Genomic DNA, 21,529 nt, shown 5'->3' on the forward strand with positions numbered 1-21,529 from the left:
AATGTCTCATTTTAATATAAAAACTTTCAACAGTATCGCTATGGAGGGCCTTCAGCGCTTCTCTAAAGAGTATTATAAAATAAACGAGTCTGAAAATCCTGAAGCAATTGTACTCCGTAGTTATAACTTACATGACGAACCAATTAATGATAACTTACTTGCAGTAGGACGTGCAGGTGCCGGTTATAACAATATTCCAGTAGAAAAACTATCAGAACAAGGAATTGTCGCGTTTAACGCACCAGGTGCGAATGCAAACTCTGTAAAAGAACTTGTTTTAACATCACTTATTTCACATGCACGTAATACATTACCTGCTTCAAAATGGGCAAGTGAATTATCTGGAGACGACATTGCAACTCAAGTAGAAGACGGTAAAAAGAAATTTAAAGGACATGAAATTAAAGGAAAGACATTAGGTGTAATTGGACTTGGACAAGTGGGCTTACTCGTTGCGAATGATGCAGAAAATTTAGGTATGGATGTTATTGGTTATGATCCATATATCAGTGTAGATGCTGCATGGAACATTAACCGTTCAGTGACAAAAGCTTCTTCAATTGATGAAGTATTACAAAAAGCCGACTATATTACAATCCATGTTCCATTCTTAGATAGTACTAAAAATATGATTGACTCAACAGCAATACGCCAAATGAAAGCATCTGCAGTATTATTAAACTTCTCTAGAGCTGAAATTGTAGACGAAGATGCGCTTGTAAAAGCATTAAACCACAATAGACTCGGTCACTATATTAGTGACTTCCCAAATGAAACAGTACTTGGACAAGAAAAAGTGACATTACTTCCGCATCTCGGTGCTTCAACAGGTGAATCAGAAAAGAACTCAGCAATCATGGTAGCTAATCAGCTTATTGATTATTTAGAAACAGGTAACATTGTAAACTCTGTAAACTATCCAAGAGTTAAAATGCAATTAACTTCACCTCTACGTATTGCGGTATGTAATCAAAATATTAAAAACATTATTGCTTCACTTACAAAGCTTTTATCAGAAGAAGGATTAAATATCGATCACATTATTAACAAATCACGTGGAGATTATGCATATACTTTAGTTGATATCACTGAAGCAGATGAAGAAAAGGTAAAAGAAATTATTGAGAGAATAGAAGAAAAAGAAGGAATTTTAAAAGTACGTCTCATAAAAAACTTAGAGCATGATGCTTGGTATCAATAGTAAAAGAAGTAACGCATAGCGTTACTTCTATTTTTATTTTAAAATGATGTAAATAGTAAATAATTTTAAATATTAATATGATATTATTTAATTATATACGTAATAGAGGATGATTCTATGAAAAAGAAATTTGGATTCTTATCTTTAATAATGATACTTACACTAGTTGCATGTTCAAATGATAACGATGCAGAATTAGTATCAGAAAACGTTGTAGAAAGAAAAGCAAGTGAAGACACCGAAGAAACAGATAAAGAAAAAGAAGAAGCAGAAGAGAAAAATACTCATGAAAAAGAAAATGAAAGAGATAACGCCAAAGAAAATGACGAGACCAAAGAACGTCAGCAAAAAGCAGAAAACAAAAAGGGACAAAAGAATAAAGAGAAAGAAAGCACTATAGCTGTAAAACAATATACTGATGAAGAAAAGCAAGAAATGACTGAAATATTCTATGAATGGGCAGTTGAGCGTGCTGAAATTGGTGCGATGGCTGTAACAGATTATTATTTTGGTCATGGTGCAGGGGGTCGTGGTGACTGGGCAGCTAGAACACCACATGGCATTGTACAAGCACAAGATTTAAATAATCCTGGTTGGGAAGCATTTGAGCTACATGCGATTGGTGGTGTAGCATTCTATCAACCAATTACTGAGGACTATGGCAGAGATGAAGATCATCCAGATATTATTATTGCATCAGGGTATAGTACAATTGCGAAACCAGATACTGATATACACAAATACATGCTAGTAGATAATGGTATTGTATATGAATTAATTGGTCCATTGGGATTATCAACCGGATTTAGTGAATATACAGATGATGGTGAAATAACAGACATTATTAAATATAATATAGATGAATTTAAAGTTTCTCAAGATCAGGCTGCCCAGGAAGAATGGCGTAGAATTTTATCTTTATACGAATAGCACTTTATAAGTAATATTAAAAATGAAGTTTTGTTGTAAAGTTAAACCTCTAATGTTTTTTTAAGGAGGATATTTTATGAAACACATTGATTTTAGACATTTCTCAAGTAAACTCACACATAAACATAATATTGGACTTAAATGGTTTAGATCCATGAATAATAAAAATGGTGAGTTTTTTTATCAGCATGTTCCTAATATAGATGAAAAAGTGTCGTTATTTAGTGCAGAAGCGGGTCTTTATAAACCGAAAGATTCTGATTATATTTTATCTATTAAAGAAACTACGGGTAAAAAACGTACACATACACATGAACATATTCCATTATTAAAATTAGATGATGGTTCTTCTATATATTTATATCATCACGAACTAAATGAGGAATTAAATGCAGTGGAACGTGCAATGAAAAGAAATATTGAAGAAGAAGTACCTATAGGAATTGCGATTGAAGTAGAATCTCCAGATTCAAGATTACGCTATGATTATAAAATAGGTTTTGTTTATGGATGGTATAAAAATTATTATGTTATTCATTGTGTGAATGATGACTTAAATATAGAAGATGATTTATCTGATAAGAAATTATCTTCTATATTTGATAGAGTAAAGAAAAAATAAAGCGTCTCTACTGAGACGCTTTATAATGTTATGCGTTATTTATATTTTTAATATATTTATCCTTATAAAAGCTATAATTCATATGATTAACTAAGAAATTTTCAAGTCTTTCATTTTTGTTATTAATAGAAATAATAACGCTGCTATAACGCTTCTTTTCTGCCCACTCTTCTTCTACATAAGCGAGTAAATGCTCTCCATATCCTTTACTTCTTTCATCAATTTGTGTAATGAAATCATGAACTGTAATTATATTGATATCGTTGAGTTTATCTAAAGAAAAAGTAATTACTGATAATAATTTCCAATCATTAAACGGATCATAGAGTCCAAATATTCTATAGTTATTATCAGATAAAAAATTTTTAATTTGCTTTAGAGATGCTTCTGAAGAATTGTTGTGAAGTCCACTTAATAGTTGTGCGCAATCTTTTAAATTATCGGTTAATTTTATAGAGCGTACTTTTGTTTCCCAAATATCTCGTCCCATAATATCCCTCTTTAATACATATCTTATAGTCTATTGTACATTAATTTTTTCCCTCATAAATAACAGGTATGCCTATAGTAATTATGAAAGTTATATTAAAGAAATTATTCACTTGATGAAAAGCACTCGCAAAGTTGCGATTAAATAAAAAAGGGTTTATACTTCAGACGTCAAACTTAGTGGATTTGAAATGGTTGATGGTAAGCTAACAGTGACAAAACAGTAGTATATGGAGGATATAGAATGTTTAGTGTTGATGAATCTTTGACATTAAAAATAGTAATCACTATTTACTTTCTATTGTTATTAGTGATGACGATATTTCTAGGTCGTAAGGTTAAGACTTACGAAGATTATAATATCGCAAGTAGAAATGTATCGATGTTTCCACTTATACTGACATTTGTTGGAACAGGGGTCGGCGGTGCGACACTTCTTGGGTATACAGAAAATGGACGTGTACTCGGAATGGGACAAATGTGGATACATATAACAATGCTATTTGCGGTTATTGTACTTGCTTCATTCTTTTTAAAGAAAATCCGTTTAATCGGAGAAGAATATAATATGGTAACAATCGGAGATTTTACTGCGCTAAAATACGGTGAAGCGGCAAGAATCCCAACTGCAATTAGTTTCTTGTTTGCATATTGTTCAATGACAGGCATGCAGTTTGTTGCGATTGCATCTATTTTAAATTTAACAATTGGTTTAAATATGACTGTAGGAATTATTTTAGGGTGGCTATTCTTAAGCTTTAAAACATATGTTGGAGGATTAAAAGTCGTCGTATGGCAAGATGTTATACAAGGACTTTTACTTACAGCCGGTATTTTTATTTTACTTATAGCAGTACTGCAACAATCAGATAGTTTTAGTCAGATGATTATAAACGCAGAGTCAATGGGCGAAAAAGCAATGCTTAGCGTTACGAATATAACGCCGAAAGAAATACTTGTTTACCTATTAACACTTGCATGCTATCAATTTATTAGACAAGATGTATGGCAAAGAATATGGGCAGCAAAAAGTTTAAATACAGCGAAAAATGCGTATTGGATCTCAATGATTATTGCAATTATTTTAGGTGCAATTACGATACTGATCGGTATTTATAGTAAATACGGATTAAACATAGAAGTAGAAGAAACATCACTGACATTCTATTATGTCGTACAATCGGTATTTCCATTTGCACTTGTTATATTTATGATTGTAATATTACTTGCAGCTGTTATCTCAAGTGCAGACTCATTCTTTATTGCAGGGTCTTCCTCTATTGCGAATGATATTATTAAACCGAATGTTAAAACAAAAGATGATAAAGAGATGTTGAAATACAGTAGATTGTCAGTTGTCATTGTTTCTGTAGTATCACTCATTATGGCCTTAACGATACCAGGACTTGTCAATTTAATGGTTACAGGTACAGCAATGTCAGTGTCAGGATTACTTGTTCCTGTTACAGCAGGATTATTTATGAAACGTGTATCAAAAGTAGCAGGACTTTACTCAATGTGGGCTGGACTCATAACTGCAATCATTTGGCAGATACTTGGCCATCCATTTGAACTTCACCCAATTATGATAGGACTACCAGTATCGCTAATAGTATTTATATTAGCATCACAAATCAATAACAAAAATAACGCATACCATTACTAATTAGTAATGATATGCGTTATTAATATTTATTAAAAACATTTAAAAAATATAGTTGACATGGTCAATTAAAATAACGGTTAGCGTTATTTTAATATAGATTTTGATAGATGTGCCATCTCAATTGCTGCAACTGCACAATCCACACCCTTGTTACCAGATTTAGTTCCTGCACGTTCAATTGCTTGTTCAATTGTTTCAGTTGTTATAACACCAAATATAACGGGTGTATTACCATTAATATTTGCTTGATTGACTCCGTTTGTTACAGCGCTACATACATAATCATAATGTGTTGTTGCCCCTCTGATTACACATCCTAATGTAATAATAGCATCGTAATCTTTTTTGTTAGACAAACGATTCGCAACATATGAAATTTCAAATGCACCAGGTACATTGAAAATATCGATGTCTGTTTCTTTTGTGCCGTGTTTAATTAACGTTTGTTTAGATCCTTCTAATAGACGACTTGTAATAAAATCGTTAAACTGCGCAACAACTATTGCAATTTTTAAATTTTCTCCGTTTAGATTACCTTCATACACCATTTCTTTTCCTCCTACAGTAAATGTCCCATCTCTTTTATCTTGGTAATTAAGTAATGATTATTGTGTGGATTACTTTCAATTATTAGCGGAACTCTTTTTGATACTTCTATACCTAGATCTTTTATCTTATTAATTTTATCTGGATTATTTGTAAGCAGTTGAATAGTATCGATATTGTTATATTTTAAAATATGAGCTGCGACTTCATATGTTCTTAAGTCTGCATCAAATCCTAACGCGGTATTTGCACTAACAGTATCATAACCTTGTTTAATTAATTCATAAGCTTTTAACTTATTAACCAGCCCTATACCTCGTCCTTCTTGAAACAGGTAAAGTATCGCACCACCGTTATTTTCTATATAACGCATAGCATTATTTAACTGTTCTCCACAGTCGCAACGTGCACTATGAAATATATCTCCAGTAACACACGAAGAGTGTATTCTAACAGACATGTTATTTTCTTTTTTATTATAAATCATGAGATGTTCTGCACCATTAATATCGATGTACGCATCGAGTTTGAATTCGCCATATTGTGTTGGCATATTTACAGATGCAACTCGATTAACATTCATTTCAGTTTTTTGTCTATACGCAACTAAATCTTTAATCGTAATTAACTTTAAATCATGCTTTTCTTTGTATTGAATTAAATCATCAACTCTTGCCATAGTACCGTCATCATTCATAATTTCACAAATCACACCGATTGGTTTTGCGTCTGTAAGTTTCGCTAAGTCTACAGCAGCTTCTGTATGCCCGACACGTTCTAATACTCCATTTTCTTTAGCGATTAATGGAAATACATGGCCAGGTTGATTAAAGCTATCTACTTTTATATCATCTTCAAGTAATTTTCTTATTGTAAGAGTTCTCTCATAAGCACTTATACCAGTTGTTGTGTCTTTATGATCGATACTTATTGTAAAGGCTGTACCGTAAGGGTCTGTATTATTTTGCACCATTGGTTTTAAGCCGATACTATTAGCGATACTTTTTGAAACTGGCGTACATATTAACCCTCGTCCATGTGTTGCCATAAAATTGACGGTGTCATCATTCATCCATTCTGCAACTGCAATTAAATCTCCTTCGTTTTCTCTATCTTCATCATCGACTACAATTACCATTTTACCTGCTTTTAAATCTTGTAACGCTGCTTCTATTGAATCAAACATCAAGCATGCACCTCACGATTCTTTAAAATATGATCGACATACTTCATAATCATATCCGTTTCGATGTTAACGATATCTCCGATATTTTTATATTTTAACGTCGTGACTCTTAGTGTTTCTGGAATAATATGAATTTTGAATTCATTATCTAATACGTCGAATATTGTTAAACTAATACCATCAACTGTTATAGAACCTTGTTTCATAAGATGTGATTTATAATTATCGGGAATTTTAATTGTGAATATATGTGTATTATCATTATTTTGTAATGCTGTTATAACGCCTGTGCAATCAACGTGTCCTGTTACAAAATGTCCACCGATTTCTTTATTAGCTGTTAGGGAGCGTTCAAGATTTACTTCGTTATTCAATTTTAATTCATCTACTGTCGTTATTTTTCTCGTTTCATTCATAACGTCAACGCTAAAAGTATTAGATGTAAACGCAGTTACTGTTAAGCATGTGCCGTTTACACTAATTGAATCTCCAATAGAGATATGATCTAAGAAGTTTTCTGAATGGATAGTTAGAGTTAGAAGTTCATCAGTCTTTTTAATATTTGCTACTGTGCCTGTAGTTTCTACAATACCTGTAAACATATTTAAATCTCCTTTTTAAAAATGAGTTTGAGATTATCATCAATATGTTCTGTATGTACACAAGAAAAATTTGGAAGTGAGTGAAGTGGAAATACATCATCTGTTTTAAAAAATTGATATTTACCACTTCCACCTATTAATTTCGGGGCTAAATATAGGATGAAGTTCGTAATTACATTTGAATTTAAAAATTGACTTGAAACATTAGGTCCTGCTTCAATTAAGACGCGTCCAAAACCTAAAATGTAAAGTCTGTTTAAAATAGTCTCTACGTCGCAATTTTCAAGATGAATTAATTTAATATTAGAGTTTGGTGCGCGTAAATTATCGTTCTCAGTAAAAATAATAACCTCGCGATTTTGTTGGTTAAAAATTTTTAATGAAAAATCAATGTTTCCTTTTCTAGAAAGAATAATTGGTGTTGGATCTTTGGCATCTGGAATACGTGTAGTTAATTCTGGATTATCTTCTTGAATCGTACCATATCCAGTTATAATTGCATCGTGCGCATGTCTAAGTTTAAAAACATCTAACTTTACACTCTTATTTGTAATCCACTTACTCTCCTTAAAGTCATTCGCAACTTTACCATCTAGCGTACTAGATACTTTTACAGTTGTAATGGGTAACTGAGAGTGTTTAGATTTAAAGAATGTATCGTAAAACTCTGTGAGAGTTTCATGTGGAACATGTTCAACTTCTACACCGTGTGCTTTTAATTTGTTCACACCGGAATTTAACGTAACATCTTTTACTGCATAGACGACGCGTTTAATTTTTGCATCGATTATTTGGTCAACACAAGGCGGGGTTTTACCATGATGTGAACATGGTTCTAACGTCACATACATAGTCGCATCTTGACAGTTTTCACCAGCCATTTTAATCGCTTCAATTTCAGCATGTGCGCCACCTTGTTTTAAATGTGCACCAAATCCAACAATTCTTCCGCTTTTCAAAATAACTGCAGCAACAGGTGGATTTACACCTGTTTGTCCTTTCGTAATATGTACAAGATTCATTAAAAAATCCATATACAATTTTAAATCACCTCAATAAAAAGCCCTTGAAAATAAATTTCAAGGGCAGTATATCTAAAAAAGAATAGACTAAATAAGCAACTTAAATAAACATTAAGTTGTCGTTTTTCTTTCTCCCATCCAGACTTTAACTGTCGGCTCTAGATATTCACTAGATCAGCCGTATAATCACTTATACGGGTCGCAGGCTATTACTGCCGGTTTGGAATTTCACCAAGCCCCGAAAGAAACATATTTAACTGTATTCAATACAACATATTGAGGATGTCAGAAAATTTCTGACACTTATACAATATACAACTTTCTAAAAATATACAAGTTTACTTTTCTTTTACTTCTTCTAAAATATATCGATTTAATCGGTCGATTGTTTCTTTAATATCACTTTCTGTAGTTTCTGGATTGATTGTACACATACGGAATACTTTTTTATTGTTTAAAGTCGTTGTATATGCAACACCGTAACCTGAATCGGCAAGTTTTTTAGCTGCAAGATTATTCAAATGATCGTTTTCTTCATCAGTAAATGAGTCGTTATAATATCTAAAGCTTAAAATAGATAGACTCGGCTGTGAGATAATTTCAAAATCGTCTAATGATTCTACGTAATCTTTTGTGTATTCTGCAAGTTCCTGACCATAGTCGATACGTTTTCTAAATTCATCTTCACCAATTACTTGTAACGTTAACCATAATTTTACAGCACGTGCTGGTCGAGTTAACTCGATACCAAGCATTTCTGGATCGATTACATCGTCATCTGACGTGATATCGTCGAGGTACTCTGCTTTTTCACCGTAACTGTTAATAAGGTTGTTTTTATCTTTTACAATAATCATTGCACAACTATACGTTTGGAATAGTAGCTTATGTGCGTCCCAAGTAACGCTATCAGAGCGCTCAATTCCTTTAAATAATGATTTACCTTTTGTAGATAGTAAATGTGACGCTCCGTATGCCCCATCGACGTGTTGCCAAATATTATACGCTTCACAAATATCTGCGATTTTATTAAAGTCATCAACTGCACCTGTATTCGTTGTACCTGCTGTAGAAATAACGAGGGCCGGTATATATCCATTTTTCACATCTTTTTCGACCGTTTCTTTTAAATGTGAAACGTTCATTGTAAAGTCTTCATTATGGTCAATAATACGAATATTTTCAGATGGAAATCCTGCGACGTGTAATGCTTTACGACCTGAATGGTGTGTTTGAGATGTTAAATACACTGTCGTTTTAGTAAGTTTGTCTAGCGATACTTTTCTGTCACGTGCTGTAACGACGGCCGTTAGATTTGCCATCGATCCACCAGAAACAAACACTCCACCACTTGGTTTTACCTCGTATCCAATTTTATCTGCAAGATAGTTAATTAAATTTCTTTCGATACTAATTGGTAGTGTCGCATTTTTAAAATTTGAGGCATGGATGTTATTTGCTGTTGTTAAAATATCCCCCAGCCAAGATAGCCTTGATGCAGGACCAGGAATAAATGAAAATGCACGTTTATGGTTAGGACGATATAAATAAGTTAATACTTCGTTGTTTAACTCCGAAAGTACTTCGTAAATATCTCTACCGACCTTAGGTATAGGCATTTTTTCGTATTTTTGAGTTAATTCTTTTGGTGCTTGTTCAGTTGCATTTAAGCGACTGACATCCTGATTTAAATATTTATTGACCTCATCACGAATAATTGTTTCTAGATCAATATTTTTCTCATTAAAGTTCATAAAAGTAGCTCCCTTCTTTGATCGTTAATTAAAGTATAACTAACATTATTCTATATAATCTATGAATTCCTTACATGTAGTATGGTAAAACGTTTTATTTTTTATAAAAACTATAGGATAGTTCGTCATAAAATGCTAAGATAGATGTAAGACTGTATATATAGTAAATATGACTACTCAAATTTTAGTCTTATTTATTTTATCTAGTACTTTGTAAAGGAGTAATGAAAATGTTCGTTTTAGGTGCAGTAACAGATTGGCTGTTCATGGGATTCTTTATCGCAATTCCAGTATTCATGCTCTTTTTCCTAGCATCGCTAGTGCTTGAGGAAAATAGTTACAATAAAAAGAAAAATAGATAATCTGTCTAATGAATATTAGAAAATACTCCCCATAAAACATGCAGTTTTACTGTATTGCTTTACGGGGAGTATTTTTTACTAAATAACGGGAGAGTTATACAGATGAGAAAACTGAGATTATCCATACTGATTATCATGATTGCTGGTTGCTCAAATCAGGTAGATCAAGCAACTGAGGATAAGGAAGAAAAGATTGTCGAAGAAATTGAGGAAATCATCGAATCTAACGAGGAATTTTATAAACTAGATAATAACAAGGAAGTTATTAAAGAGATTAAAAAGAAAGATGATGAAATTAACGAAAAATTTTACGAAGATACTTATACATATGATAATCCTTTTGTAGTCGTCAATCCTTATGGAAATAGTCCTTTATCAGCCTATGTATTATTTACAACGGATGAGCCAACACAAATCACATATACTGTAGAAGGAAAAACAAAAGATACGGAGTATTCTTATACCACAAAAAAATATTCTGTGCGTCACGAAATTCCACTGATGGGACTTTACGCAGGACAAGTAAATAACGTTAAGTTGGAAGTTGAAAATGAAAATGGTGAAGTGTTAACGCACGACTTAGCCGTTGAAACGGAAGATATTGACAGTGATTTTTATACTGCTGAAATAACGCAGAAAAATGAATTGAAAATTAATGATGGACTGACGTATATGAAGCCATCAAGCGGTGAATTATTTGGTGTAGATAACGCTGGTGATATTCGTTTTCTACTCACAAATGAGTCATCGGAAATATTTAATTACAACGAAGAAACGGGTCATTTTATTTTAAATACAGTGTCAGAAACCGAAGAAGATACGAAACTCTTTAATGACTTGATTGAAATTGACCCAGTCGGAAGAATATATAAAGCATACACATATTCACAGTCTCATTATGACGGAGAGAAACCAATTCATAACGACATTATAACGCTAAATAATGGTAATATTTTAATGCTTGTTCATAACAATAAAGATGACTATATTAAAGACGCGATGATTGAAGTCGACTGGGATAATGGAAAAGTATTGAACGTTGTTAACTTTAAAGAAATACTCCCAGAATCATTTTACAAGTATACGGAAAGTAAAGACTGGCTAAGCCAAAGCAGTGTTTCACAAACAGAAGATGATACTTTAATTGTGTCATTTTTAAATCAAAACATTATCGCAGAAATTAAATATCCAGAGATTGAATTCAACTGGATTATTGCAAATGAAGATGAATGGCCTAAAGAAGATGATGGACTTGGAGAAAAAATAATTGAATCTTCGGATGAAATTCCAATAAGTCCATATGACATAGAGGTATTACCTGATCAAGATGATAACGCGTCGACGTTAGATATATTAGTATATGATGGTTATTTATATGAAAATGAAGCATACAATAGGATTGTACAATACAGAATTAATCGTTCAGAAGAAAATCTAGAAGAAATCACATCATACCACAACATGTTACAAAAGAATTATCTTAGTGACAGTAGCGTACATCTCTCGTATGACAAAGCATCTGATAATGTTCTTGTACCATTTACTTTAGAAAATGAAGAAAGTACTGAATCTAAAATTATTGAATTAAACCGTGAAAAAAATGAAAAAATATCAGAAGTATATGTCCAAGGAATTAACGAATTACGTGGCCCAATTGACGGTATATATCGCTTGCCGTTATTGTCAGAAGATTACGTAGTAGAAGTGCTTAGAGATGAGGAAGAGTAAAATAATAACACAAAAACAACGCCTGTAAAACAGGCGTTGTTTTCTATTCATCCTCTAATTTAACGTATTTTAATTGTGCTTTACCAAAGATATCTGCTGGCATTTCTTTCACACGGTCTTGTTTTACTGAAAGCTGAGTGTAGTGGTAAATTGGTGCAATTGGATAATCGTTTACAAACACTTTATGAGCCTCTTTGTTTAATTCGAGTCTTTTGTCTGGATCTGTTTCTGTAGCAGATTGATCAAGAAGGCTTGCATATTCTTCGTTATGCCATCTTGTTTGGTTATTACCACCTAGGTTTTTGTAAATGTTTAGGAAGTACTCAGGATCGTTAACATCTCCTGTCCAACCAAGACGTCCTGCTTGGAAATCGCCCTCACTTAATTTTTGTAAATACACTTGCCATTCGTTATTGTCTAACGTAGCATCGATTCCTAAGTTATCTTTCCAACCTTGTTGGATGTACTGCATAATTGCAGCATGTGCTTCACTTGTGTTGTAAGACAGGCTAATTTTGATATCTTCAGGACCATTTAATCCTAATTCTTCAATACCTTTGTCTAAAGCTTCTCTAGCTTCATCTAAGTCGTTAGATTCAAAATATCCTGTAGGCCCTTCAAATCCTTTTACAGTTTGAGGTACTAATCCTGTTGCAGGAGTCTCCTCACCTTTTGTTACGTTTTCAATAAGACCTTCTCTATCGATTGCAATCGTTAAAGCTTTTCGGATATTTTTATTATTTATAATATCTTCTTCCGTGTTAAACACAAGCATATAAGTCGCCACTTGGTCTTGAACGTCGAGTTTATCTTCTTCTTTAAAACGATCAAGTGCGTTTAAATCGATAGTATTATATGAACTTCCAAGATAGTCTAGATTACCAGAGTCAAATTCTTTTAAAGCTGTTGCTGCTGAATCGATAATATTAATATTTGCAACGTCGAGATCAACGTTATCTTTATCCCAGTAGTCATCACGTTTTTTTAATACAATTTTGTCTGAACTTTTGAATTCACTCACTTCAAAAGGACCATTAACGACGTATTCCTCTGTACCTATATTTTTATGCCAGTCTGGATTTTCTTCAACGTACTTATGGTTGAGTGGTGTGTAAATTGTATTTGACACTAACTCATTAAAGTAAGGTGTTGGATTATTAAGCGTGACTTCTAACGTTTTGTCGTCTAAAGCTTTTATACCAACATCTTCTTCGTTCCCTTCGCCAGTGTTATAATCTTGTGCGCCTTCAATGTAATACAGTAAGTATGCAGAATCAGCACCATTTTCAGGGTTTAATGCCCATTTCCATGCGTATTCAAAATCTTGTGCGGTTACTTTATCTCCATTAGACCAGTTCGCATCACGAATTGTGTATGTATATGTTTTTTTATCTTCACTTTCTTGAATATCTTCAGCTAACGCATTTGTTACTTCACCATCTTTGTCGATACGAGTCAGTCCTTCAAAAGCGTTTTGAACTAGAATTTGTGAAGTCGTATCTGTAGATAATAATGGATGAAGTGCAGGTGGATCTGTAGCAATAGAAAGATTGATTACTTTTTCTCCATCATTTGAAGCACTATCTTCTCCAAAGTCACACGCGCTCAATAAAGCGGTGAATATCAGTAAATAAAACACGAATAATCTCTTCATTAACATTCTCCTCTAAAGTTTATATTTATTGATTATAATAAATATTCTGAAAATATCAACAACTTTTTAAAAATAAGCACAATTCTAAATTAATTGTTTGAAATCTAGTATATTAATTAAGGGAGTGATTATATGGATTGTGTATTTTGTGATCTGATTAAAAATAAAGATTACCATCTTGTAAGAGAAAGCATTTATAGCATCGCGATTTTAGATAAGTCTCCAGCATCTAAAGGGCATGTTTTAGTAATGCCGAAGATGCATTTTGAAACATTTGGAGATATCGATAATAAAGTCGTGCGTAATGATTTAATTGCTTTAATGCATAAAGTTGCGACGATGGATATGTTTAAAGATTATAATATTGTAAGTAACAACGGAAAAAGAGCGGGACAATCTGTGCCGCACGTACATTTTCACTTTATTCCAAGAGAAGAATCGGACAATATTAACTTTGAGGTTCCTGCGGATGATTCTATCGATGTTGAAAAGTCTCTTAAAGAACTTAAAGAAAAACGAGCAGAGAAGAAAAAGAGAGAAGGATAATTTCCTCCTCTCTTTTTTAATGTTGAAAATAGGAACATATGTTCGTATAATAAAATCAAGGAGATGGTGGAGATGATTCTTGATTATAGAAATATTCCTTATGAAGAACTCAATTCTAATATACCAGCTGGGCGTGGCATGATTAAATGGATGCCTTTTGCAACGATGCCTGAACAATATGAAAATGTAAATCAAATGATTCAGAGTCAACTGAAAAAAGATTATCCAAAGTTGACACAAGATATAATCGAACATAATGAACGTATAGTTCACGAATTACTTGGTAAAACGGCGATTATCCGTTACTGGTCGAATGGACGAGAAATTATGATGGAATGTGATGTAGAAAGTATTAGTAAAGAAACGAACATGATTATTGTACGTAAGAACAATACGATTTTACCAATTTATTTTTATCATATTTATGAAATTCAAAAAGGCGGGAACTTATTTAAATGAAAATGGCTAGACCGAAGTCTAGCCAAATGTGTTATTTCTTATAATTTTTTAAGAAGTTTTCGAGTCGGTTGCATGCTTCAACAAGTTCTTCCATCGTTGCAGCGAATGATAAGCGAATGTGGCCTTCACCATAAGGTGAGAATGACGCACCGGGGACAACTGCGAGCTGTTCTTGTTCGATTAAATCTAAACAGAACTGGAATGAGTCGTTGCTATATTCACTAATATCAGGAAAGATATAGAATGCCCCTGTTGGCTTTTCTACGGGTAATCCCATGCCCGTGAGTCGATCAAATAAATAGTCACGTCGTGTTTTATAAGCATCATTCATCGCCTCTAAATCTTCTTTAGGAACATCTCTAAATGCTGCAATTGCACCGTATTGTGATGGTGTAGATGCACATATTGTGTTATATAAATGTACCGTATTTACTAAATCTGAAAGTTCAGGTGTTGATAAAATATATCCAATACGTGCCCCCGTCATCGCATGTGACTTAGATAATCCATTCACGACGAATAATTTGTTACGGATTTCTTCAAACTCCATAAATGAGTGGTGTTTACCTTCATAGACGTTGTCGCTATAAATTTCATCTGTCACGATAAAAATATCTTTATCTTTTAATACTTCGACGATTTCTTTGATGTTTTCATATGAGAGTGACGTACCTGTTGGATTTGTTGGGTAGTTGAAAAGTACTGCTTTTGTTTTATCAGTAATTTTTTCTTTAATTGAATCTGCTGTTGGGACGAGATCTGTTTTTGTCGTATCGACGTAGACAACTTTTGCACCGCATAACTTAATAATTGGTTCATAGCCTAAATATGATGGTGCAGGTAAAATGACTTCGTCACCTGGGTTTAAAATAGTTCTTAAAATATTATCTATTGCTTCAGAACCACCTGTCATAACGACAATCTCTTCTTCAGGACTGTAACGTACATTAAAACGATCAAAAATATAATCAGAAATTACTTGACGTAATTCTAATAAACCACGATTATGAGTATAACGTAATTTATTATTATTAATTGCATCGACCATTGCTTTACGAATTGGCTCTGGTGTGTCAAAACCAGACTGGCCAAGTGTTAAGTCGACACTATCAGGATACTGATCAACTTTATTAGAGAATTGACGAGTACCAGGTACTTCGATGTTTTGGATGTTATTGTTTAATTGCTTTTCCATGAATTATGACCTCCTAGAAAAATCGGTAAGGGATGTTAAAGTATGAAAGATAAGAAATACTCAACAAAAACGAAAGCGTTATCAATCGTTATGAACATTATCGGTGTTGTACTGTTTTTATTACCTATACATATTGATGGTAAATGGACGATAATGCTAGGGGTAATCGCTGATTATATTATGAAATACTTTAGTGATTTTTTACCCCTGTTAGTTGTAACGATTGGAATTGTTTCGACTATACTCTTCATTATACAGAAAATATTAAAAACTGAAATTCCATTTTTAAAAATGCTAGATGAAGGCTTTGTATGGACAACGATTAAGTTGATTGGATTTACGTTTTTAGTGATGGCATTTTTTAAAGTCGGCCCAGAATGGGTAGTTAATGAAGATACAGGACTCATGGTATTAAATGACGTATTACCTGTTTTAATTGTATGGTTCTTTTTAGCAGGATTTCTAATGCCCATTCTTTTAAATTTTGGTTTAACAGAATTTATCGGTGTTCTTTTAAGTAAAATAATCCGACCATTATTTAAAGCCCCTGGGCGCTCTGGAGTAGACGCTGTGGCTTCTTGGATGGGTGCAGCACCAATTGGAGTACTCATTACTCTTAGACAATATGAAGAAGGACTATATACTCAAAAAGAAGCGACTGCAATCGCTACGAACTTTTCAGTTGTATCAATTCCGTTTAGTCTAGTCATGACGAAGATGATTGGTATGGAACATATGTTTTTACAAATTTACGGTGCAATGGTTGTAGCTTCGATAGTTACCGCGATTGTAATGGTAAGAATTCCTCCAGTTTCTTGGAAATCAGATGAGTACTTAGTAGATAGTAAAGTTGATCCAGATGAAACCATTCCAGAAGACTGCGGAATGATAGAATATGCAGTCGATCAAATGTTTGATCGTGCTGAAAAAGAAGAAAATCCGTTTAAATTAATTAAAGAAGGTATAGTTTCTGTATTTGAAATGTGGTTCAATTTAACGACGGTAATTATGGCACTAGCAACATTAGCAATGATTGCAGTAGAATTCACACCATTATTTTATTGGTTAAGTCTACCACTTCAACCTATTCTTCAAGTGTTTGGCATGCAACAAATTGATCTAGCAGGACCATCGTTACTCGTTGGCTTTCCAGATATTTTCTTAGGGCCAATTGTAGGAAGTGGTATTGAAGATGAATTTACAAGATTTATAATCGCTGCAACGACGATGGCACAGCTGATTTATATGGCAGATATCGGAGCATTGCTATTAAAAAGTAAGTTAAATATTAACTTTTTTGAGCTTGTATTGATATTCGTGCTTAGAACAATTATTGCATTCCCAGTTATTTTTGTAATCGCTAAACTTGTATTTATGACGGTATAATTTTTTTATCTTACCTCCTATATATTTTAAAATTTACATGATATACTAGTATAGTTGTCGAAGTGTAAACTTTATTAACTTACAAACGTTTTCTTAAATTTAAAATATAGGGAGGTATTGTAGTATGGTACTCGAACTAAATGAGATCACTACAGTGTTACTTGCATTTTTAGTCTATTTATTCGGTGATTTCTTAACTAAAAAAATTAAAATTCTATACAGATTTGCAATTCCAGCTCCGGTAGTCGGAGGGTTACTTGTTGCAATATTAATACTTATTTTATCTAATACAAATATCGTTACAATAAAACTCGATACGAGCTTCCAGTCACTATTTATGATTGCGTTCTTCACGACAATTGGACTTGGCGCGAGCTTTGCACTTGTGAAACTTGGAGGTAAGCTGTTAGTTATTTACTGGTTAGCAGCTGGTGTTATTGCGATTTTACAAAACGTCGTTGGAGTTAGCGTTGCGAAGTTATTTAATTTAGATCCATTATTTGGGGTTGTACTTGGTACAGCAGCGATGGAAGGTGGACACGGAGGAGTAACGGCTTACGGTACAACATTAGAACAGATGGGTGTTGACGGAGCGTTATCTATCGGCTTAGCAGCTGCAACATTTGGTTTAATTGCAGGAGGATTAATCGGAGGTCCAATCGTTCAACATTTAATTCGTAAATATGATTTAAAGCCTTCTATTGATGATAAAAAAGTAAATTTAGATGATTACGATGAAGATTTTGAAGGAGACGGTGCAGTTACTGCTACAACAAGTCAATTTATTTATACATCGACTGTAATTGTATTTTGTATGGCTGTCGGAACATATTTAGGAGATATGTTCACAGAAGCAACGGGATTCTCGTTACCAGGATATGTTGGAGCAATGTTCGTTGCGGTATTAATACGTAACATTATCGACCGCTCAAAACCAGAAGTATTAAACTTAAAAGTAAACTCTTTAGTCGGAGAAGTTACACTTGCAATTTTCCTATCGATGGCACTTATGAGTATCAACTTAGGTGAAATTTCAGGTAACGTATTGCCAATTATCGTGGCATTAATTTTACAAGTTGCTTTAATGGCAATATTTGCATCAACGATTCTATTTAGATTACTCGGAAAAGATTATGACAGTGCGATTATGGTTGCAGGATTTATTGGACACGGGCTTGGTGCAACACCAAACGCGATGGCAAACATGCACTCTGTCACACAACAACATGGTATGTCACATAAGGCATTTCTAATCGTACCAATTGTCGGAGCTTTTTTAATTGAGGTATTAACTGTTCCGATTATACTTGCGACAATTAACTTATTCTCATAAAAAAGCAGCATTCGCTGCTTTTTTTATTTTATAACGAGATATAGATTTTTTATCATAAAAATTTTAAATTTTCTGACATTAAATATGTGATATCTATTATAATAGAATCAACTTAAATTTAGGAGGATTTTTTCGATGTCAAAACTTGGAATTATCGGACTCGGAAGAGTCGGAAGTCAAATATTAACAGATGTGCAACGTGAACAGTTATTTAAAGAAATTGTATTAATCGATGAAAATGAAAAAGTAGCACGTGGTGAAGCGCTTGACCACCATCATGTCACTGGAGCAAATGGTACACCACGCGTTAAAATCTACGCAGGTAGCTATGATGATTTAAAAGACGCGGATTTAGTTATTATTACAGCAAGTATCGTTACTGAAGCTAATATGGCAGATAGGGTGGCACTTGCTAAGGGAAATAAAAAAATTATTGAAGATGTCATTAAAAATATTGAAAGTGTAACGAAAGAAGCAATTATTTTAAATGTTTCAAATCCTGTGGACACGATTACTTATATCGGCAGTAAACATTATGATAAGAAAAAAATAATTGGTACAGGAACGATGCTAGAGACGGCGAGGTTTAAAACTCTCATCTCAGACCACTATGATATCGATCCAAAAAGTATAGATGCATTTGTGATTGGAGAACATGGTAAACACGCAGTACCTGTATGGAGTAAAGTAAGAATCTTTGGTATGGATTTAGAAGAATTTGAACGCTTAACAGGAAAGCCTTCAATCGATAAAGATAAAGTAACAGAAAGCATCGACCAAGTAGCATTTGAAGTCTTTTCAAATAAAGGATGGACAAACTCAGCAATTTCAAGAATTACTGTAGATCTTGCAAAATCTGTCGTATTCGATGAAAAATCTATTTATTCAGTTACGTCAGAATCAAACGAATACGGCTATAAAGAAGTCGCGTATGGACTTCCAACAATCATTGGAAAAGATGGAATCGAGCAACGTCTTGAAATTGAATTATCAGATGACGAACAATCAGCACTTACTGAAGCGGTTGAATATATTAAACAGGCAATTGAATTATAAAAAGGACACCTCTCTTAGGAGGTGTCCTTTAAAGTTTCTATGCTTCTAAGCGACTAAGTCTGCTTGTGAGTGCTCTATATCTTGGGAATTTATCTTTTAAGAAGAACAGTAATAAGATGAATAACATCGCACCAGCGAGCATTCCGAGTAATACGTAGATGATTGTACTAAATTCGTGGTCGAATGCCTGGTTGAATATTGCTGTTCTGTAACCAATGACTGTATATGACATTGGTAAGAATTCATAAAGTTTTTGGTAAATTGCGTTTGTCGTTTCGATAGGGAATGTACCACCACTCGCTGATAATTGAACGATCAGTAAGATGATACTTAAGAACTTACCGAAGTTACCAAATAACGTTACTAATGCACCAATCATTGTAATTGCTAATAATGACCATACGTAACTGAGTAGGAAGAATCTCCAGTGACTACTAATTTCTATTTGCATTATAAAGTCAACAACAACTGTAATGAATGTTGAAATTAGTAGCGCATGAACCATATAGAGTAACATACGGCTAAACCATGCTTTAAAGATGTTAATATCTTCATCAAAAATTTTGTTGTTTGGGTAAACGACGTTAAACGTAATAGACCCAATGAATAAGCTAATCGCAACGATTAGTGGCGCGAAACTTTGTCCATAGTTTTGAGTATCAACTATGTTTTTTGTTTCTAAGTGCACCGGTTGTGCAATGTCTTTTGCACCTGCTTCAGTAAATGCAAGGTTTTCTTCTTCGATTTTATCTAACACTTTTTTAAACTGAGTGTTAATTTCATTTAATGAGTCTGAGAGCTCTTGAGAACCTTGTTGTAACTCACCTAAACCACCATTTAACTCAGAAATACCACCAGCGAGTTGGTTTGAACCATTCGCTGCTTCACTAGTACCTTGTGCAAGTTGATTTGCTCCACCATTTGCTTGTGCTGCGCCTTGTTCAAGTTGAGACTGTGCTTGAACAAGTTGTTGTCCTTGTGGGCCAACCATTTGAGCGAGCTGTTGAAGTTGAGCTGTCATTTGTTGTTCACCTTGAACAAGCTGTCCAGTACCATCGCTTAATTCATTTGCACCATTATTTAATTGACCTACACCGTCATTTAACTCATTTGCCCCTTGAACGAGTTGTCCAGATGCATCATGTGCTTCAATTAAACCATTGTTTAATTCATCTGCACCGTCAGAAAGTTGTTGAATTGCTTCTTGAGCATCTTGACTATCCGATTCTACAGAGTTTAGTTGATCGACAATAGCTGTAATGTAGTTATCTGTAATTTCTTTACGCACTTCTTCGATGATGAAATGTCCAACCTGCTCTGACATCAACGCCCCAATGAAGTTATGTCCAGGGTTTAAGTTTAACGACATTTCTACTTGCTCGGGATCTTCTTTTAGAAACGACATCGCTTTTTCTGAAGCATCTTCAGGAATAACGATGTACCCGTAAGTATCTCCGTTTTGTAACGCCTTTTTAGCAGTATCTAGATCTGTAAACTGCCAGTCTAAGCGGTCTTCTTCTTTCAACTCATCAACTAAAGACTCACCAACGTTAATATCTTCGGTTCCTTTATCTTCGTTGACGATGTTAAATTTCATATCTTCTGTGTTCTCGTATGGATTCCACATCGCACCTAAGAATGTTATTGCATATATGAATGGAAGTGTTGAAACAACGAGAAGTGAAATAAGTAAGACAGGAGTTTTCAATATAAACTTAAAATCTCGTAGCACTTAATCACCTTTACTTTCTTTTTTTACTATAGTTATTGTACACTTAGTACAATAAAATAT

At 33.6% G+C, this 21,529-nt stretch carries 20 protein-coding genes and 1 riboswitch; of the genes, 11 read left to right on the forward strand and 9 right to left on the reverse strand.

Annotation, left to right across the window (positions count from 1 at the left end; translation table 11 throughout):
* The first annotated feature begins 1 nt into the window (after position 1).
* The 3 genes from KPF49_RS00205 (at position 2) to KPF49_RS00215 (ending at position 2,753) form a co-directional block, all read left to right on the forward strand.
* Positions 2 to 1,201, forward strand: coding sequence for a 3-phosphoglycerate dehydrogenase family protein (locus KPF49_RS00205; RefSeq protein ID WP_183672931.1), 1,200 nt, complete (start codon positions 2 to 4; stop codon positions 1,199 to 1,201).
* A gap of 117 nt (positions 1,202 to 1,318) precedes the next feature.
* Complete coding sequence (locus KPF49_RS00210; protein WP_183672932.1) at positions 1,319 to 2,131, forward strand: hypothetical protein; 813 nt, start codon at positions 1,319 to 1,321, stop codon at positions 2,129 to 2,131.
* Between the two features lie 76 nt (positions 2,132 to 2,207).
* Positions 2,208 to 2,753, forward strand: coding sequence for a hypothetical protein (locus KPF49_RS00215; protein ID WP_183672933.1), 546 nt, complete (start codon positions 2,208 to 2,210; stop codon positions 2,751 to 2,753).
* Positions 2,754 to 2,781: 28 nt separating this feature from the next.
* Here the strand turns inward: KPF49_RS00215 and KPF49_RS00220 are convergent, their stop codons facing one another.
* The gene (locus tag KPF49_RS00220; protein WP_183672934.1) at positions 2,782 to 3,243 is read right to left on the reverse strand and encodes a hypothetical protein; all 462 of its coding nucleotides are present in this window, start codon (positions 3,241 to 3,243) and stop codon (positions 2,782 to 2,784) included.
* Positions 3,244 to 3,486: 243 nt separating this feature from the next.
* Here KPF49_RS00220 and KPF49_RS00225 point away from each other — a divergent pair, with 243 nt between their 5' ends.
* Complete coding sequence (locus KPF49_RS00225; RefSeq protein ID WP_183672935.1) at positions 3,487 to 4,908, forward strand: sodium:solute symporter family protein; 1,422 nt, start codon at positions 3,487 to 3,489, stop codon at positions 4,906 to 4,908.
* 83 nt (positions 4,909 to 4,991) lie between these two features.
* Here KPF49_RS00225 and ribH read toward each other — a convergent pair whose 3' ends face one another.
* The 5 genes from ribH to KPF49_RS00250 all read right to left on the reverse strand — a co-directional run bounded on the left by ribH (position 4,992) and on the right by KPF49_RS00250 (position 10,018).
* Entirely contained in the window at positions 4,992 to 5,456 is a 465-nt protein-coding gene (gene ribH, locus KPF49_RS00230; RefSeq protein WP_183672936.1) for a 6,7-dimethyl-8-ribityllumazine synthase, read from the reverse strand.
* A gap of 11 nt (positions 5,457 to 5,467) precedes the next feature.
* Positions 5,468 to 6,643, reverse strand: coding sequence for a 3,4-dihydroxy-2-butanone-4-phosphate synthase (ribB, locus tag KPF49_RS00235; RefSeq protein ID WP_246562743.1), 1,176 nt, complete (start codon positions 6,641 to 6,643; stop codon positions 5,468 to 5,470).
* Positions 6,640 to 7,242, reverse strand: a complete 603-nt coding sequence (locus tag KPF49_RS00240) for a riboflavin synthase (RefSeq protein ID WP_183672938.1) — start codon at positions 7,240 to 7,242, stop codon at positions 6,640 to 6,642. Before KPF49_RS00240 ends, ribB begins: the two co-directional genes overlap by 4 nt.
* 2 nt (positions 7,243 to 7,244) lie before the next feature.
* Complete coding sequence (ribD, locus tag KPF49_RS00245; protein ID WP_183673124.1) at positions 7,245 to 8,276, reverse strand: bifunctional diaminohydroxyphosphoribosylaminopyrimidine deaminase/5-amino-6-(5-phosphoribosylamino)uracil reductase RibD; 1,032 nt, start codon at positions 8,274 to 8,276, stop codon at positions 7,245 to 7,247.
* A 110-nt stretch (positions 8,277 to 8,386) separates the two neighbouring features.
* A riboswitch (FMN riboswitch) is annotated at positions 8,387 to 8,514 on the reverse strand.
* An 88-nt stretch (positions 8,515 to 8,602) separates the two neighbouring features.
* Positions 8,603 to 10,018 carry a pyridoxal phosphate-dependent decarboxylase family protein gene (locus tag KPF49_RS00250; RefSeq protein ID WP_183672939.1) on the reverse strand — a complete coding sequence of 472 codons (1,416 nt, stop codon included), beginning with the start codon at positions 10,016 to 10,018 and terminating at the stop codon, positions 8,603 to 8,605.
* A 230-nt stretch (positions 10,019 to 10,248) separates the two neighbouring features.
* On the opposite strand from KPF49_RS00250, the gene KPF49_RS08115 reads away from it, so the two are divergent.
* A complete protein-coding gene (locus tag KPF49_RS08115) occupies positions 10,249 to 10,380 on the forward strand; it encodes a hypothetical protein (protein ID WP_260173203.1) in 132 nt (43 codons plus the stop codon).
* 102 nt (positions 10,381 to 10,482) lie between these two features.
* A complete protein-coding gene (locus KPF49_RS00255) occupies positions 10,483 to 12,108 on the forward strand; it encodes an aryl-sulfate sulfotransferase (RefSeq protein WP_183672940.1) in 1,626 nt (541 codons plus the stop codon).
* A gap of 43 nt (positions 12,109 to 12,151) precedes the next feature.
* Here KPF49_RS00255 and KPF49_RS00260 read toward each other — a convergent pair whose 3' ends face one another.
* Entirely contained in the window at positions 12,152 to 13,762 is a 1,611-nt protein-coding gene (locus KPF49_RS00260; protein ID WP_183672941.1) for a peptide ABC transporter substrate-binding protein, read from the reverse strand.
* 132 nt (positions 13,763 to 13,894) lie between these two features.
* Between KPF49_RS00260 and KPF49_RS00265 the strand changes: the two genes are divergently transcribed.
* Together KPF49_RS00265 and KPF49_RS00270 are read left to right on the forward strand one after the other, a co-directional pair.
* A complete protein-coding gene (locus KPF49_RS00265; protein WP_183672942.1) occupies positions 13,895 to 14,308 on the forward strand; it encodes an HIT family protein in 414 nt (137 codons plus the stop codon).
* 72 nt (positions 14,309 to 14,380) lie between these two features.
* Complete coding sequence (locus KPF49_RS00270; RefSeq protein ID WP_183672943.1) at positions 14,381 to 14,767, forward strand: YolD-like family protein; 387 nt, start codon at positions 14,381 to 14,383, stop codon at positions 14,765 to 14,767.
* Positions 14,768 to 14,798: 31 nt separating this feature from the next.
* On the opposite strand, the gene KPF49_RS00275 is transcribed toward KPF49_RS00270, so the two are convergent.
* Positions 14,799 to 15,962: an aminotransferase class I/II-fold pyridoxal phosphate-dependent enzyme gene (locus KPF49_RS00275; RefSeq protein ID WP_183672944.1), complete on the reverse strand. Its 1,164-nt coding sequence runs from the start codon at positions 15,960 to 15,962 to the stop codon at positions 14,799 to 14,801.
* Between the two features lie 42 nt (positions 15,963 to 16,004).
* On the opposite strand from KPF49_RS00275, the gene KPF49_RS00280 reads away from it, so the two are divergent.
* From KPF49_RS00280 to KPF49_RS00290, 3 genes are all read left to right on the forward strand, one after another.
* Entirely contained in the window at positions 16,005 to 17,348 is a 1,344-nt protein-coding gene (locus KPF49_RS00280; protein ID WP_183672945.1) for a YjiH family protein, read from the forward strand.
* 124 nt (positions 17,349 to 17,472) lie between these two features.
* A complete protein-coding gene (gltS, locus tag KPF49_RS00285) occupies positions 17,473 to 18,681 on the forward strand; it encodes a sodium/glutamate symporter (RefSeq protein ID WP_183672946.1) in 1,209 nt (402 codons plus the stop codon).
* A gap of 135 nt (positions 18,682 to 18,816) precedes the next feature.
* Positions 18,817 to 19,737 carry a lactate/malate family dehydrogenase gene (locus tag KPF49_RS00290; RefSeq protein WP_183672947.1) on the forward strand — a complete coding sequence of 307 codons (921 nt, stop codon included), beginning with the start codon at positions 18,817 to 18,819 and terminating at the stop codon, positions 19,735 to 19,737.
* 37 nt (positions 19,738 to 19,774) lie between these two features.
* On the opposite strand, the gene KPF49_RS00295 is transcribed toward KPF49_RS00290, so the two are convergent.
* A complete protein-coding gene (locus tag KPF49_RS00295; protein WP_219490124.1) occupies positions 19,775 to 21,469 on the reverse strand; it encodes a YhgE/Pip domain-containing protein in 1,695 nt (564 codons plus the stop codon).
* Between the last annotated feature and the right edge of the window lie 60 nt (positions 21,470 to 21,529).

It is taken from the genome of Nosocomiicoccus ampullae, assembly GCF_019357495.1.
GTDB lineage: Bacteria > Bacillota > Bacilli > Staphylococcales > Salinicoccaceae > Nosocomiicoccus > Nosocomiicoccus ampullae.

Coding starts and splice junctions, on each gene's coding strand:
- KPF49_RS00275 (WP_183672944.1), bottom strand. CDS start 15,962: ATGGAAAAGCAATTAAACAATAACATCCAAAACATCGAAGTACCTGGT.
- ribD (WP_183673124.1), bottom strand. CDS start 8,276: ATGGATTTTTTAATGAATCTTGTACATATTACGAAAGGACAAACAGGT.
- KPF49_RS00215 (WP_183672933.1), top strand. CDS start 2,208: ATGAAACACATTGATTTTAGACATTTCTCAAGTAAACTCACACATAAA.
- KPF49_RS00255 (WP_183672940.1), top strand. CDS start 10,483: ATGAGAAAACTGAGATTATCCATACTGATTATCATGATTGCTGGTTGC.
- KPF49_RS00240 (WP_183672938.1), bottom strand. CDS start 7,242: ATGTTTACAGGTATTGTAGAAACTACAGGCACAGTAGCAAATATTAAA.
- KPF49_RS00290 (WP_183672947.1), top strand. CDS start 18,817: ATGTCAAAACTTGGAATTATCGGACTCGGAAGAGTCGGAAGTCAAATA.
- KPF49_RS00250 (WP_183672939.1), bottom strand. CDS start 10,018: ATGAACTTTAATGAGAAAAATATTGATCTAGAAACAATTATTCGTGAT.
- KPF49_RS00210 (WP_183672932.1), top strand. CDS start 1,319: ATGAAAAAGAAATTTGGATTCTTATCTTTAATAATGATACTTACACTA.
- KPF49_RS00265 (WP_183672942.1), top strand. CDS start 13,895: ATGGATTGTGTATTTTGTGATCTGATTAAAAATAAAGATTACCATCTT.
- KPF49_RS00225 (WP_183672935.1), top strand. CDS start 3,487: ATGTTTAGTGTTGATGAATCTTTGACATTAAAAATAGTAATCACTATT.
- KPF49_RS00205 (WP_183672931.1), top strand. CDS start 2: ATGTCTCATTTTAATATAAAAACTTTCAACAGTATCGCTATGGAGGGC.
- KPF49_RS00260 (WP_183672941.1), bottom strand. CDS start 13,762: ATGAAGAGATTATTCGTGTTTTATTTACTGATATTCACCGCTTTATTG.
- gltS (WP_183672946.1), top strand. CDS start 17,473: ATGGTACTCGAACTAAATGAGATCACTACAGTGTTACTTGCATTTTTA.
- KPF49_RS08115 (WP_260173203.1), top strand. CDS start 10,249: ATGTTCGTTTTAGGTGCAGTAACAGATTGGCTGTTCATGGGATTCTTT.
- KPF49_RS00280 (WP_183672945.1), top strand. CDS start 16,005: ATGAAAGATAAGAAATACTCAACAAAAACGAAAGCGTTATCAATCGTT.
- KPF49_RS00270 (WP_183672943.1), top strand. CDS start 14,381: ATGATTCTTGATTATAGAAATATTCCTTATGAAGAACTCAATTCTAAT.
- KPF49_RS00220 (WP_183672934.1), bottom strand. CDS start 3,243: ATGGGACGAGATATTTGGGAAACAAAAGTACGCTCTATAAAATTAACC.
- ribH (WP_183672936.1), bottom strand. CDS start 5,456: ATGGTGTATGAAGGTAATCTAAACGGAGAAAATTTAAAAATTGCAATA.